Source organism: Pluralibacter sp., from assembly GCF_019237635.1.
GTDB lineage: Bacteria > Pseudomonadota > Gammaproteobacteria > Enterobacterales > Enterobacteriaceae > Enterobacter_B.
The window spans coordinates 1-13,611 of record NZ_JAFAGS010000153.1 but is presented as its reverse complement, the minus strand read 5'-3'; the positions used below and the strand labels follow the sequence as shown (position 1 = coordinate 13,611).

Annotated in this window: 14 protein-coding genes; 8 read left to right on the top strand and 6 right to left on the bottom strand. The window is 55.1% G+C overall.

Annotated elements, in window-relative coordinates; translation table 11 throughout:
• The 6 genes from JO226_RS17685 to fabY form a co-directional block, all read left to right on the top strand.
• The coding region (locus JO226_RS17685) for a PfkB family carbohydrate kinase (RefSeq protein WP_293607502.1) at nucleotides 1-809 on the top strand (809 nt) is incomplete at its 5' end.
• Between the two features lie 33 nt (nucleotides 810-842).
• On the top strand, nucleotides 843-1,649 hold the full coding sequence (locus JO226_RS17680; protein ID WP_293607500.1) for a DeoR/GlpR family DNA-binding transcription regulator: 807 nt from the start codon (nucleotides 843-845) through the stop codon (nucleotides 1,647-1,649).
• 120 nt (nucleotides 1,650-1,769) lie between these two features.
• Nucleotides 1,770-2,369, top strand: a complete 600-nt coding sequence (gene yihX / locus JO226_RS17675) for a glucose-1-phosphatase (protein ID WP_293607498.1) — start codon at nucleotides 1,770-1,772, stop codon at nucleotides 2,367-2,369.
• Nucleotides 2,363-3,235 (top strand): virulence factor BrkB family protein, encoded by an 873-nt coding sequence (locus tag JO226_RS17670; RefSeq protein ID WP_293607496.1) that lies wholly within the window; start codon nucleotides 2,363-2,365, stop codon nucleotides 3,233-3,235. The genes yihX and JO226_RS17670 overlap by 7 nt, the downstream gene beginning before the upstream one ends.
• Nucleotides 3,232-3,669 carry a D-aminoacyl-tRNA deacylase gene (dtd, locus tag JO226_RS17665; RefSeq protein ID WP_293607494.1) on the top strand — a complete coding sequence of 146 codons (438 nt, stop codon included), beginning with the start codon at nucleotides 3,232-3,234 and terminating at the stop codon, nucleotides 3,667-3,669. Before JO226_RS17670 ends, dtd begins: the two co-directional genes overlap by 4 nt.
• Before the next feature lie 50 nt (nucleotides 3,670-3,719).
• A complete protein-coding gene (gene fabY, locus JO226_RS17660) occupies nucleotides 3,720-4,661 on the top strand; it encodes a fatty acid biosynthesis protein FabY (RefSeq protein WP_013368312.1) in 942 nt (313 codons plus the stop codon).
• 18 nt (nucleotides 4,662-4,679) lie between these two features.
• On the opposite strand, the gene JO226_RS17655 is transcribed toward fabY, so the two are convergent.
• Entirely contained in the window at nucleotides 4,680-5,132 is a 453-nt protein-coding gene (locus JO226_RS17655; RefSeq protein WP_293607492.1) for a helix-turn-helix domain-containing protein, read from the bottom strand.
• A 245-nt stretch (nucleotides 5,133-5,377) separates the two neighbouring features.
• Entirely contained in the window at nucleotides 5,378-6,307 is a 930-nt protein-coding gene (locus JO226_RS17650; protein WP_293607490.1) for an alpha/beta hydrolase, read from the bottom strand.
• A gap of 345 nt (nucleotides 6,308-6,652) precedes the next feature.
• Between JO226_RS17650 and JO226_RS17645 the strand changes: the two genes are divergently transcribed.
• Entirely contained in the window at nucleotides 6,653-7,093 is a 441-nt protein-coding gene (locus JO226_RS17645) for a cupin domain-containing protein (RefSeq protein WP_293607488.1), read from the top strand.
• Between the two features lie 106 nt (nucleotides 7,094-7,199).
• Here the strand turns inward: JO226_RS17645 and fdhE are convergent, their stop codons facing one another.
• From fdhE to fdnG, 4 genes are read right to left on the bottom strand one after another with little or no spacing between them, the layout of a single operon-like run.
• A complete protein-coding gene (fdhE, locus tag JO226_RS17640; RefSeq protein WP_293607486.1) occupies nucleotides 7,200-8,129 on the bottom strand; it encodes a formate dehydrogenase accessory protein FdhE in 930 nt (309 codons plus the stop codon).
• Nucleotides 8,126-8,761, bottom strand: coding sequence for a formate dehydrogenase cytochrome b556 subunit (fdoI, locus tag JO226_RS17635; RefSeq protein ID WP_293607484.1), 636 nt, complete (start codon nucleotides 8,759-8,761; stop codon nucleotides 8,126-8,128). The genes fdhE and fdoI overlap by 4 nt, the downstream gene beginning before the upstream one ends.
• Complete coding sequence (gene fdxH, locus JO226_RS17630) at nucleotides 8,758-9,651, bottom strand: formate dehydrogenase subunit beta (RefSeq protein WP_293607482.1); 894 nt, start codon at nucleotides 9,649-9,651, stop codon at nucleotides 8,758-8,760. Before fdxH ends, fdoI begins: the two co-directional genes overlap by 4 nt.
• 12 nt (nucleotides 9,652-9,663) lie before the next feature.
• Nucleotides 9,664-12,714, bottom strand: coding sequence for a formate dehydrogenase-N subunit alpha (gene fdnG, locus JO226_RS17625; RefSeq protein ID WP_293607480.1), 3,051 nt, complete (start codon nucleotides 12,712-12,714; stop codon nucleotides 9,664-9,666).
• A gap of 154 nt (nucleotides 12,715-12,868) precedes the next feature.
• Here fdnG and fdhD point away from each other — a divergent pair.
• On the top strand, nucleotides 12,869-13,611 hold a 743-nt coding region (gene fdhD / locus JO226_RS17620), incomplete at its 3' end, for a formate dehydrogenase accessory sulfurtransferase FdhD (RefSeq protein WP_293607478.1).

Here is a 13,611-nt window from a genome sequence, read left to right as displayed (position 1 = left end):
CGAATAACTATCGCGAAGTTGGCGGCGGGCCAGCTGCAACGGCAGCGGTTGCTGCAGCGAAATTAGGCGCGCAGGTCGATTTTATTGGTCGGGTCGGGGATGACGATACCGGGCATAGCCTGTTGCAGGAACTGGAGTCATTGGGTGTCAACACGCGTTATTGCAAACGTTATTCAAATGCGCGCTCCTCGCAGTCAGCCATCGTGGTGGATGCACAAGGCGAGCGCATCATTGTGAACTACCCAAGCCCGGATCTTCAGACCGGGGCTGACTGGCTGGAAGATATCGACTTCACGCAGTGGGACGTCGTACTGGCGGATGTTCGCTGGCACCAGGGGACTCAGAAGGCGTTTACGCTGGCACGTCAGGCCGGTGTAGTGACGGTGCTTGACGGTGATATCACCCCGCAGGATATCACCAGCCTGGTGGCATTGAGTGATCACGCGGTCTTCTCAGCCCCCGGACTGCGGCGAATGACCGGTGAACAGGACATCCAGCTGGCACTGAAAAAATCTAAAACGCTCACAAATGGACAAGTTTATGTCACCAATGGTGCAGAGGGGTGTTTGTGGCTTGAAAATCAAGAGATTAAACATCAGCCTGGTTTCAAGGTTGAGGTTGTCGATACCACCGGTGCGGGAGATGTCTTTCACGGCGCTTTTGCTTTCAGTCTGGCGCAAGGAGAGGCTGAGATTGATAACATTCGCTTTGCAAGCGCAGTGGCGGCGCTGAAATGTACGCGCCCTGGTGGGCGTGCAGGTATTCCCGACTGTGATCAAACCCGATCTTTTCTGTCACTTTTTGTATAAAATGCCAGGGCAATGGTTTTTCGAGGAATTTTCATGAGTCTTACCGAATTGACCGGTAACCCACGGCACGATCAACTGCTCATGCTGATTAGCGAGCGCGGTTATATGAATATCGACGAACTGGCCAGCCTGCTGGATGTGTCGACACAGACCGTACGTCGCGATATTCGTAAATTAAGTGACCAGGGATTGATTACACGTCATCACGGCGGCGCGGGCAGAGCGTCCAGTGTCGTTAATACGGCGTTTGAGCAGCGTGAGGTTTCACTAACGGAAGAAAAACGGGCCATTGCAGAAGCGATTGCCGATTATATTCCAGATGGCTCGACGATTTTCATCACGATTGGTACGACAGTCGAACATGTCGCCAGAGCGCTGCTCAACCACAACCATCTGCGTATTATCACGAATAGCCTGCGGGTAGCGCATATTCTCTACAAAAACCCGCGTTTCGAGGTGATGGTGCCGGGAGGGACATTGCGTCCACACAACGGTGGGATCATTGGGCCTGCTGCGACAGCATTTGTTTCGGGATTTCGTGCGGATTATCTGGTGACGAGCGTAGGGGCCATTGAGAACGATGGCGCGTTGATGGAGTTCGATGTGAATGAAGCCAGTGTAGCCAAAACGATGATGGCGCATTCCCGGCATATTCTATTGGCCGCCGATCATACGAAATACCACTCCTCAGCTGCGGTAGAGATCGGAAACATAGCGCAAATCGCAGCATTATTCACGGACGAACAGCCTCCTTCATCACTCAATGTACATCTGCGGGAAGGGAAAATTGAACTCATCCTGGCCGGTGAGGAAGGGGAGAGAGAAGAACCTACACTGTAGCTTACAGTGGGGTGCCGTTGTCAGACAGCGGCGAGAGCAATGTGATAACGGAGGGAATGCATAGTCAAACTCTTCCTTTCCCGCTACAGTTAATCTTCCATGGCGCAAAAGGAGAGGATCATGCTCTATATCTTTGATTTAGGTAATGTGATTGTCGACATTGACTTTAACCGTGTACTGGGAACATGGAGCGATTTTACGCGAGTACCGCTGGCGACGCTGACGCAAAAATTTGCCATGAGCGACGTTTTTCACCAGCACGAGCGTGGAGAGCTGAGCGATGAAGCCTTTGCCGCCGCGTTTTCTCAGGAGATGGGACTTCCGCTGAGCTATGAGCAGTTTGCGCACGGCTGGCAGGCGGTGTTTGTCTCGCTGCGGCCTGAGGTTGTCGCCATCATGCACAAGCTGCGGGAACAAGGACACCGCGTCGTGGTACTGTCCAATACCAACAACCTGCATACCACCTTCTGGCCTGATGAATATCCTGAAGTACGCGCCGCGGCTGACCATATGTACCTTTCCCAGGAGATGGGAATGCGTAAGCCGGAAGCGCGTATCTACCAAAAAGTCCTCGACGCCGAAGGTTTTTCTGCCGAAGAGACGGTCTTTTTCGACGATAACGCCGATAATATAGCTGGAGCGAATCAATTAGGTATCACCAGTATTCTGGTGACAGGGAAGGATGTCATTCCCGACTACTTTGCAAAGCAGTTATGTTAAATACCATCTATCAGAAAATTAAACACTACACTCTGCCGCTGGTAGCATGGCTTAAGCTGCTCTGGCGGCGTATTGATGAAGACCAAATGACGACGCTTGCAGGCAACCTTGCCTATGTGTCGCTCCTCTCCTTAGTGCCGCTGGTGGCGGTGGTGTTCGCCCTGTATGCGGCGTTTCCGATGTTTTCGGATGTCAGCACCACGCTGCGACACTTTATCTTTACCAACTTCATGCCAGCGACTGGCGACGTTATTCAGCGTTATATTGAGCAGTTCGTTGCAAACTCACACAAGATGACCGCCGTTGGCGCCTGCGGTTTGATTGTTACCGCCCTGCTGCTGATGCACGCTATCGACAGCGCGCTCAATACTATCTGGCGCAGCCACCGGATACGCCCACGCGTCTATTCCTTTGCGGTGTACTGGATGATCCTGACACTGGGGCCGCTGCTGGCCGGGGCGAGTCTTGCCATCAGCTCTTATTTGCTCTCTTTGCGCTGGGCAAGCGAGCTCAACGGCGTTATCGAAAACGCGCTGCGCGTTTTTCCGCTGTTGCTTTCGTGGATCAGCTTCTGGCTGCTCTATAGCGTGGTGCCGACCACCCGGGTGCCCAATCGCGATGCGGTGATTGGCGCATTTTTCGCGGCGGCGCTATTTGAATTAGGCAAGAAGGGGTTTGCCCTCTACATCACGATGTTTCCGTCGTATCAGCTTATTTATGGCGTGATTGCCGTAGTGCCAATCCTGTTCGTTTGGGTCTATTGGACCTGGTGTATCGTCTTGCTTGGCGCTGAAATAACTGTCACTCTCGGGGAATACCGCAAACTTAAACAAGCCGCAGAACAAGAAGAAGACGAAGAACCATGATTGCATTAATTCAGCGCGTAACCCGTGCCAGCGTCACCGTGGAGGGAGAGGTGACGGGTGAAATCGGCTCAGGACTTTTGGTGTTATTAGGTGTCGAAAAGGATGATGACGAGCAGAAGGCCAACCGCCTGTGCGAGCGGGTATTGGGCTACCGTATCTTCAGCGATGCCGAAGGTAAAATGAACCTGAATGTCCAGCAGGCGGGCGGTAGCGTGCTGGTGGTATCGCAGTTTACCCTGGCGGCGGATACCGAGCGCGGGATGCGTCCGGGTTTCTCAAAGGGGGCGGCGCCAGGGAGTGCTGAAGCGTTGTATGACTATTTTGTTGAGCGTTGCCGTCAGCAAGAGATGAACACGCAAACCGGACGATTCGCTGCGGATATGCAGGTCTCTCTGGTGAACGATGGGCCAGTTACGTTCTGGTTGCAGGTGTAAGTATGAATCAGCTTCCTGCCTGGACGTGGGTAACCAAAGAGAGTACAGCTATGTATCACCTTCGTGTACCGCAAACAAAAGAAGAGTTAGAGCGCTATTATCAGTTTCGTTGGGAAATGCTGCGTAAACCGCTGCACCAGCCAAAGGGCTCTGAACGCGACGCCTGGGACGCGATGGCGCACCATCAAATGGTGGTGGATGAAGAGGGCAATCTGGTGGCGGTCGGGCGTCTGTACATCAACGCCGACAACGAAGCCTCCATCCGCTTTATGGCCGTGCATCCTTCCGTGCAGGACAAAGGTCTGGGTACGCTAATGGCGATGACGCTCGAATCCGTTGCCCGTCAGGAAGGGGTGAAGCGCGTTACCTGTAGCGCTCGTGAAGATACCGTTGAGTTCTTCGCCAAGCTCGGTTTTGTGAATCAGGGAGAGATAACCACGCCGCAGACCACGCCGGTGCGCCATTTTTTGATGATCAAACCCGTCGCCTCGCTGGATGACATTTTGCATCGCGGCGACTGGTGCGGACAGCTCCAGCAGGCGTGGTATCAGCACATTCCGCTCAGTGAAAAAATGGGTGTGCGTATTCAGCAGTACACCGGACAGAAATTTATTACCACCATGCCGGAAATCGGCAATCAGAACCCGCACCATACCCTGTTCGCCGGTAGCCTGTTTTCTCTGGCTACCCTTACCGGCTGGGGGCTTATCTGGCTGATGCTGCGTGAACGCCATCTTGGCGGCACGATTATTCTCGCCGATGCCCACATTCGCTACAGCAGGCCGATCAGCGGTAAACCGACGGCTATCGCCGATCTTGGTTCGCTCAGCGGCGATCTCGACCGGCTGGCCCGTGGACGTAAAGCGCGTGTTCAGCTCCAGGTCGAGTTGTTCGGCGACGACACCTCCGGCGCCATCTTTGAGGGCATCTACATCGTTCTGCCCGCGCGGCCGTTTGGTCCGCTGGAAGAGGGGGGTAACGAGGAGGAGTAAAGCGGAGAGTGACCTCTTTTACTCTATGAACGCGTTTGCTGGAAGTTTAAAGCGTGCTGACAGCGCTTTGATATGGCTTACGGTAAGTGCTCTGCGGCCATTAAGAATATTGCTGACGTTTGATTTTGAACCGAGCTCGTTGGCAAGATCCGCCGCCTTGAGGCCATATTGCTCCATGAGTGTACGTAATAGCGCGACGCCATGAGGCGTCTGTTCCTGGTATTGATTGAGCGCCAGGAATTCTGGCGCGTGCTTTTCGTAATCGCTGATTTTTGCTGAGAGCAACTCAAACAAGGGGTTTTCCAGATCGTCGCGGTCAACCAGAAACTCCATCAACGCCAACGCTCTGCGGTACTCCGATTCACTACGTTCTCCACCTAACAGAGGGATTGCTTTTACTGCGTTGGTGAACGTATCGATCATCTTTTCCACGCTGGCAGTGTCTGCAGGGTGAATGCGATATGTTCTCATTCTATATGACTCCGATAGTATTTTGTCAGTCTGTCATACTCGGTATGAGGAACAATGAATGTTTTTTCTCCAAAACATTCAGCAGATCAACGAGTAACACTTTGTAGGTTGGATACAGCAGGAGCGCTTCGTTGAACGGTTTTCGGCTGATAACATGCACGGTGTAGTTCCATTACAAAGTTTTCAACCTGAAAACAATTTAGTGTAATGCTTTAAAGTCTTCAAGATGAACATAGAGGTGAAAATTAAGAAGGCGTCCTTGTACCGATTCGCCCAACACGGCAGGCCACATCGCGCATTGCATCCCTCGCCGTCAGGCTTACCCCACCCAGTTGAAAGAAACCGTGAATCACTCCCAGATAGCGCTTACAGGTGCAGCTTACGCCTTGTTTCGTCAATCGCTGGTACAGCGCTTCGCCCTCGTCGCAGAGCGGGTCAAATTCGGCAGTAATGATGTGGACCGGTGGCAGGCCGTTAAAATCATCGCGCCACAGCGGGCTGGCTTCCGGATGCCGGGGCGAGGTTTCCGCCAGATACATCTCATAGCCGCTTAGCAGCGTATCGCGCGTAATAATGTAATCCTGTCCGTTGCGGGTATAGCTTTCAAAATGCGCGGTGGCATCCAGCATGGGGTAAATGAGCACCAGTTGCGCAGGCTGCCACAGTCCGACGGTTTTCAGGCGTAGTGCGGTTATCAGCGCCAGATGCCCGCCAGCACTGTCACCGCATAGCGTAATGCGGGCTCTGTCCACGCCCAGCGTGTCGGCATGGCGCCAGATGAGGTCGGCTCCCTTTTGCGCATCGTTGTGCGCGGCGGGGAACGTATGCTCCGGCGCCAGTCGGTACTGCACAGCGATCACCCGGCACCCACTATGATATGCCAGCTGGCGCAGCTGCTTGTCATGAGTGGCAAAACCGCCGCTGATAAAGCAGCCTCCGTGGTAGTAGACGAGCGCTGGCAGCGCGCCGGACACATTTCGTGGTGACACCACGCGGAATGTGCGCCCTTCAATCTCGACATCGTCAACCTGTACGCGGGTTTCCGTTTCTCCGGCCAGTATCGCGCTGGAAACATATCCTGCGCGCCGATCATCAATACTTTGCCCTCGCGCGGCGGGCCGCCCGGCGGCAATAAATGCATCTACAAGCTCTGCGATCCCCTTTTCCAGCACCATCTTCGCGTCCTTTTCTGTATGAATATACAGTGTTATAACCTGGTTTTTCATGGATGGAAACAGAGACTGTATTGCTGGAGACGGGTTCTGGAAGGCGGTTCGCAAAAGTACAACACCCCGCATGAAATCAATGGCATTAGTCATTTCATGCCAGTAGCGTGATCGTCGAGGTACCAGGCCACACGTATTCAGCAGTGATGTCACACAACACCTTATTCTTCAAGTCCGTTTTTTAGCGCCATCTGCATTCCTTAATTTTGTATAAATATGCGTTTTCACCGGTTACAGCAGGTGTGCTACGGTCATGCATAGTTCATTTACCCTGGTTATGCATAAGGATCCAGCATGCGTCTGTCTACTCAAGCGTTATCAATTTGTACGTCTTTAGCTTTTCTTATCACGCCACTTTTCACGATGGCGCATAGTAGTGTTGCCGCGAATATTAATGTTGAAAAATTGCTTGAGACAGAAAAATCCTGGGATGGTGTGTCTTATAAGGGCTACCCTAAGGGAACACCTCAGATTTCGGTTCTGAGGATTACTATTGCGCCAAATACCAGCCTTGCCTGGCATGAGCACCCGATACCTAATACCGCTTATGTGCTGGACGGGACATTAACAGTAGAAAAAAAAGCGACAGGTGAAAAACGACTTTTAAAAACTGGAGAAGTACTACCCGAGATGGTTGATAGCGCGCATCGCGGTTATACAGGTAAAGAAGGTGTGACCCTTGTGGTCTTCTATGCGGGGCAAAAGGGGGTCCCACTTTCTAAACCCGTTGAATAAATGCGGATTAAGGGAAGGATTGATATATCAATTCGGCTCTCGCGCAGTAACAACCCGGCAGCACTAATCACTAATGTGCTCCGGGTCTATAACCGTAAATCAGTCGCTACTCCCCTTCTCCCGGGAACAGGAACGGGTTGATTGAGCTACGGGCGAAGCCTTCCTGCTCCATGCGCGCATCGAGCACCAGTGAGGCGAGGTCATCGGCCACGGCTTCAACGTTCGGGTCCTTTTCCTGATAGAGGATCTTCAGGTAGGTGCCGCAGTCGCCGCAGCTTTCGGCTTTCACCGCCGCCTGCTCGTTATCCAGCGACCAGTAGTGCAAATCTCGGCTCTGCTCGCAGTTGCTGCATTTGACGCGCACCACGTGCCATTCGGATTCACACAGGTTGCAGTGCAGGTAACGCAGCCCCTGCGTTGTGCCAATCTGCACCACGCTTGAGACCGGCATAGAGCCGCACACCGGGCAGTACTGGCGATGTTCGCCATATTCCGCGCGCGCTTTACCGGGGATCAGGTTGGCCATCTGCGCCCAGTACAGCGAGAGCGCCGCCCAGATAAACGGGGCTTTATCGCTGCTGACGGCGGTAAAATCCGAGGCAAACAGCGCGCTCGCCATCTGCTCCAGCTCCTGATCGGCAGCTTTTTCCAGATTCTCAATAACTGCCAGCGCCGGGCCGCTCATCTCCGGCTTCAGTTCGGCGATCATTGAGCGCAGCAGAGTGCGCCAGTGCTTGTCGCGCGGCAGGGTGTGGATATCCAGCGGAGGTTTCCCCTGCGCTGCCGCTTCTTTAATGCGCGCGGTGAGGTCCATCTGCAGCGGATGGTCATACAGCACCACTTCCTGCGCGTGGGCGATAAGCGCAGCGAAGCGCAGATAGTCGCCCAACGGGTTGCTCTCCGCCAGTTCGCGCAGGCGCTCCGCACGGCGGTGATAGAGATTTTTCAGTCTGGGGAATAATAACGGCGGAATTGCTTCCGCCGTGCGTTTCTCGCTATTTCCCAGTTCATCTTGCGGGATTATGCGAATACTCATTCAGTCTTTTTTTCCGTTGTCTTGCGAACTTCACGGTACCAGCGCGGGTGGTGCTTCTTCGCCCACGATTTGGTAACCCAACCTTCCACCATGGCGGTGATGGTGCCTTTCACCCACAGGGCGGCGTAAATATGCACCATGATAACCACAATTAGCGCTACTGCGGCAAATGAATGCAGCATCAGAGCGAACCGGATCACCGGAATGGAGAAAGCAGGCGCGAAATACGGCCGCCAGATAATGATACCGCTCACCAACAGCAGCACCAGGAAGATAATCGCCGCCCAGAATACGCACTTCTGGCCGAAGTTATAACGCCCGGTGTCACCCACTTCCTCGTTGACGACGATCTTACGAATATTCTTCGCCCAAAAGATATCATCCCGATTGATTAGGTTGTGGTGCCAGTAACGGAAAAACATGATGATGAATGAAGCAAACATCACCACGCCGACGAACGGATGCAGGATTCGCGCCAGCTGCGGCGTACCGAGAATATGCATCAGCCAGTTGAAGGACGGGAAGAAAAAGCCCAGCCCGCTCACCGACGCCAGCACGAAGCAGAAGGCGGTGACCCAGTGGTTGATTCGCTCCGGCGCCGAATAGCGCACGATGGTGTCACGTCGTTTCATTTACGCTTCTCCTCTTCACCGTCATCGTCTTCCTCATCTGCACGGTTCGGACCGACACCGACATAGTGGAAGACACTGGCCGCAAAGGTAGCGGCAAAGCCGATCGCCGCCAGCGGTTTCCAGACGCCTTTCCAGAACTTCACGGTTTCGCTGATAGCCGGGTTTTCCGGCAGGCCATGGTACAGATTCGGCTTGTCGGCGTGGTGCAGCACGTACATAACGTGCGTACCGCCGACGCCTGCCGGATCGTACAACCCTGCGTTGTCGTACCCGCGGGTTTTCAGCTCCGCCACGCGCTCTCCGGCCAGCGTTTTCATCGACTCTTTGGTGCCGAAATGAATTGCGCCGGTTGGGCACGTTTTCACGCAGGCCGGTTCCTGGCCCACCACCACACGGTCAACACACAACGTACATTTGTAGACGCGGTTGTCTTCCGGGTTCAGGCGAGGCACATCGAACGGGCAGCCCGCGATGCAGTAACCACAGCCAATGCACTGCTCGGACTGAAAGTCGACGATACCGTTGGCATACTGAATGATTGCTCCTTCCGCCGGACACGCCTTCAGGCAGCCCGGGTCGGCGCAGTGCATGCAGCCATCCTTACGAATGAGCCACTCCAGTTTGTCGTTCTGCTCGACTTCCGAGAAACGCATCACCGTCCAGGACTTGGCGGTCAAATCCGCCGGGTTGTCGTACACCCCGACGTTATGCCCTACCTCGTCACGGATGTCGTTCCACTCAGAACAGGCCACCTGACAAGCTTTACAGCCGATACAGGTGGTCACGTCGATGAGCTTCGCCACTTCCTCCTGGTGATCCCGCGCCTGTGGCGCGGGGGTAAAACCGTTAGTCGCGGAACGACGGATAATGTCTTGCGATTGATAAGCCATAAGTCGTCTCCGTTACACCTTTTCCACGTTCACGAGGAAGGATTTGAACTCCGGCGTCTGCGTGTTGGCGTCACCGACGTACGGCGTCAGCGTGTTGGCGATAAAGCCTTTACGCGCCACCCCTTGATAGCCCCAGTGGATCGGGATCCCGATGGTATCCACTTCCTTATCGTGTACTTTCAGCGTGCGGATACGCTTGGTCACCACCGCTTTGGCTTTGATATAGCCGCGGTTGGAGGAGACCTTCACGGTGTCGCCGTGGGCGATGCCGAGCTTGTTGGCAAGCTTTTCGCCAATCTCGACAAACTGCTCCGGCTGCGCAATCGCGTTCAGCAGCGCATGCTTGGTCCAGTAGTGGAAGTGCTCCGTCAGGCGGTAGGTGGTGCCGACATACGGGAACTTATCCGCTTTACCCATGGCCTCCAGGTCGTCCTTGAACACGCGCGCCGCCGGGTTCGAGACCACGTTTGGATGCAGCGGGTTCGTGCCAAGCGGCGTTTCAAACGGCTCGTAGTGTTCCGGGAACGGCCCTTCCGCCATCTTATCGATAGCAAACAGGCGTCCCATCCCTTCCGGCTGCATGATGAACGGTCCGACATCGCTGCCCGGTGCGGCCGCGCTGTAGTCCGGAATGTCGACGCCGCCCCATTTGGCGCCGTCCCATTTCAGCAGCTGACGCTTCGGATCCCACGGTTTGCCCTGCGGGTCCGCCGAGGCGCGGTTGTACAGAATGCGGCGGTTAAGCGGCCACGCCCACGCCCAGCCGAGCGTATTGCCAAGGCCTGATGGGTCGGCGTTATCGCGTTTGGCCATCTGGTTGCCGTCCGGCGTCCAGCTGCCGGCGAAAATCCAGCAGCCGCTGGAGGTAGTGCCATCGTCGCGCAGTTGAGCAAACGAGCTGAGCTGCTGGCCCTTCTTCACGATCACCGCGCCGGTCGCCGGGTCGGTAATATCGGCAAGCGCTTTACCGTTGCTCTCCATCGCCACTTCTTCCGAGGCAGGCTCATCCGGCGTGGAGTAGTTCCACGTCATGTTGAGTACCGGCTCCGGCGTCGGACCGCCTTCGGTGGCGTACATCTCGCGCAGGCGCATGAAGATACCCGCAAGGATTTCGCCGTCAGTTTTAGCGATCCCCGGGGCGTCGGCGCCTTTCCAGTGCCACTGCAGCCAGCGGCCGGAGTTAACGATGGAGCCGTTCTCTTCGGCGAAGCAGGTTGACGGCAGGCGGAACACTTCGGTCTGAATCTTCGATGGATCGACATCATTCGATTCGCCGTGGTTCTGCCAGAACGTCGAGGTCTCGGTGTTCAGCGGGTCGATGGTCACCAGGAACTTCAGCTTCGACAACGAGGCGACAATCTTGTTTTTGTTCGGGAAGGAGGCCACCGGGTTAAAGCCCTGACACAGATAGCCATTCACTTTGCCCTGGTTCATCATCTCGAAATATTGCAGAACGTCGTAACCCTTGTCCCACTTCGGCAGCCAGTCAAAGCCCCAGTTGTTCTCTTTCGTGGCCTTATCGCCGAAGAAAGCCTTCATCATGGAGACGAAGAATTTCGGGTAGTTGCCCCAGTAGTTCACTTGGGCCTGGAGCAGCGGTTTTGGCGTGTTGGCGGTAAGGTAAGTCTGGAGATCGGTCTGTTTTTCACTCGGCAGCGTCATGTAACCCGGCAGGCTTTGCGACAGCAGGCCGAGGTCAGTCAGACCCTGAATGTTGGAGTGGCCGCGCAGGGCGTTGACGCCGCCGCCCGCCATGCCCATATTGCCGAGCAGCAACTGGATCATCGCCATGGTGCGGATGTTCTGGGCGCCGACGGAGTGCTGTGTCCAGCCGAGCGCGTACAGGAACGACGCCGTTTTGTCATGGGCGCTGGTTTCTGCGATGTATTCGCAGACTTTCAGGAAGTCAGCCTTCGGCGTACCGCAAATCGTCTCCACCATCTCAGGCGTATAGCGGGAAACGTGCTGCTTCAGCAGGTTCCACACGCAACGTGGATGTTGCAGCGTGGTGTCGCGTTTGGCGTAACCGTTTTCATCCAGCTCGTAGTTCCAGCTGGTTTTGTCGTATTTGCGTTTATCAGCGTCGTAGCCCGAGAACAGACCGTCTTCGAACGCGTAATCTTCGCGCACGATAAGGCTGGCGTTGGTGTACGCCTCGGTGTATTCGCGGTTAATTTTTTCGTTGGTCAGCAGATACAGGATCACCCCGGACAGGAAGGTGATGTCGGTACCTGAGCGAATCGGCGTATAGAAGTCCGCCACCGATGCCGTACGCGTAAAGCGGGGATCGATGACAATCAGCTTCGCGCCGTTGTGAATTTTGGCTTCCATCGCCCAGCGGAATCCGACCGGATGCGCTTCAGCGGCGTTACCGCCCATCACCACGATCAGGTTGGCGTTCTTAATATCCACCCAGTGGTTGGTCATCGCACCGCGACCAAATGTTGGAGCAAGACTTGCTACCGTTGGTCCGTGTCAGACACGCGCCTGGTTGTCCACCGCGAGCATACCCAGCGCGCGGGTGAACTTCTGGGTCAGATAACCGGTTTCATTACTGGATGCCGATGCGCACAGCATACCGGTGGAGAGCCAGCGGTTAACGGTGGTTCCTTCGGCATTGGTGGCGATAAAGTTGGCGTCGCGGTCGGCTTTCATCAGTTTTGCGATACGATCGAACGCATCGTCCCAGCTGATTTGCTGCCATTTGTCTGAGCCAGGGGCTCGATATTCAGGGAATTTCAGGCGGCTTTCGGAGTGGATAAAGTCCACCAGACCGGCCCCTTTCGGGCAGAGCGCACCACGGTTGACCGGATGATCCGGATCGCCTTCGATATGGAAGATAGATGCTTTGGCGTTTTTCGCCCCATCGCCGAGACTGTACATTAACAGCCCACAGCCGACAGAACAGTACGTGCAGGTGTTACGGGTTTCACGGGTACGCAGCAGCTTATACTGCCGTGTTTCCGCCAGGGCGATTCCGGGGGCAAAGCCCAGCGCCGCTGCCGTGGTTCCTGCCATACCGCCAGCGCAGACCTTAAAGAACTGTCTTCTGCTGACCTGCATGGTTCGCTCCTTGTTTCGACATTGCTTATGTAGTTTTACTTTGCGGTTGGCACCGCAAAGGTTCAGAATCGGGGGTAATTTCCCTCATTCCCGGAGGGGTATGAATCAGAATACCACATTGCGTGTATGCCTGTTCCAATACGGTTAAAACAAAGTGAACAATATCCATTCCAAACAAGTCAAAAATGTGACTAATGTCACCGGGTTGCGACAGGTTTCGCTCTGGCGACGCCAGGATTTGCAGCACACTCAGCCAGACGAGTTAGCTGAAGAAGTCCCGGTGGCGCTGGTTTACAACGGTATCTCACACGTTGTGATGATGGCGACGCCAAAGGATCTGGAACTGTTCGCCGTCGGTTTTTCCTTATCCGAAGGGATTATAGAAAATCGACGTGAGATTTTTGGGATGGACGTCATTCCGGCCTGTAACGGGTTTGAGGTGCAAATTGAGCTTTCCAGCCGCCGTTTTATGGCGTTAAAGGAACGCCGTCGCGCGCTGGCCGGGCGTACCGGCTGCGGCGTATGCGGCGTCGAGCAGCTCAATGATATCGGCCGACCCGTCGCGCCGTTGCCCTTCACACAGACCTTCTCTCTTCACCACCTTGACGTTGCCCTGGAACATCTTAACGATGTTCAGCCCATCGGACGCTTAAGCGGCTGCACCCACGCAGCGGCTTGGGTGATGCCGTCGGGTAAACTGGCGGGCGGGCATGAGGATGTCGGTCGTCACGTGGCGCTGGATAAACTGCTGGGCCGCCGCGCGGGCGAAAGCGATGCCTGGCAGCACGGTGCCGCGCTGGTCTCCAGCCGGGCGAGCTATGAAATGGTGCAAAAGGCCGCCATGTGCGGCGTTGAAATCCTGTTTGCCGTCTCGGCGGCGACGACGCTGGCGGTTGA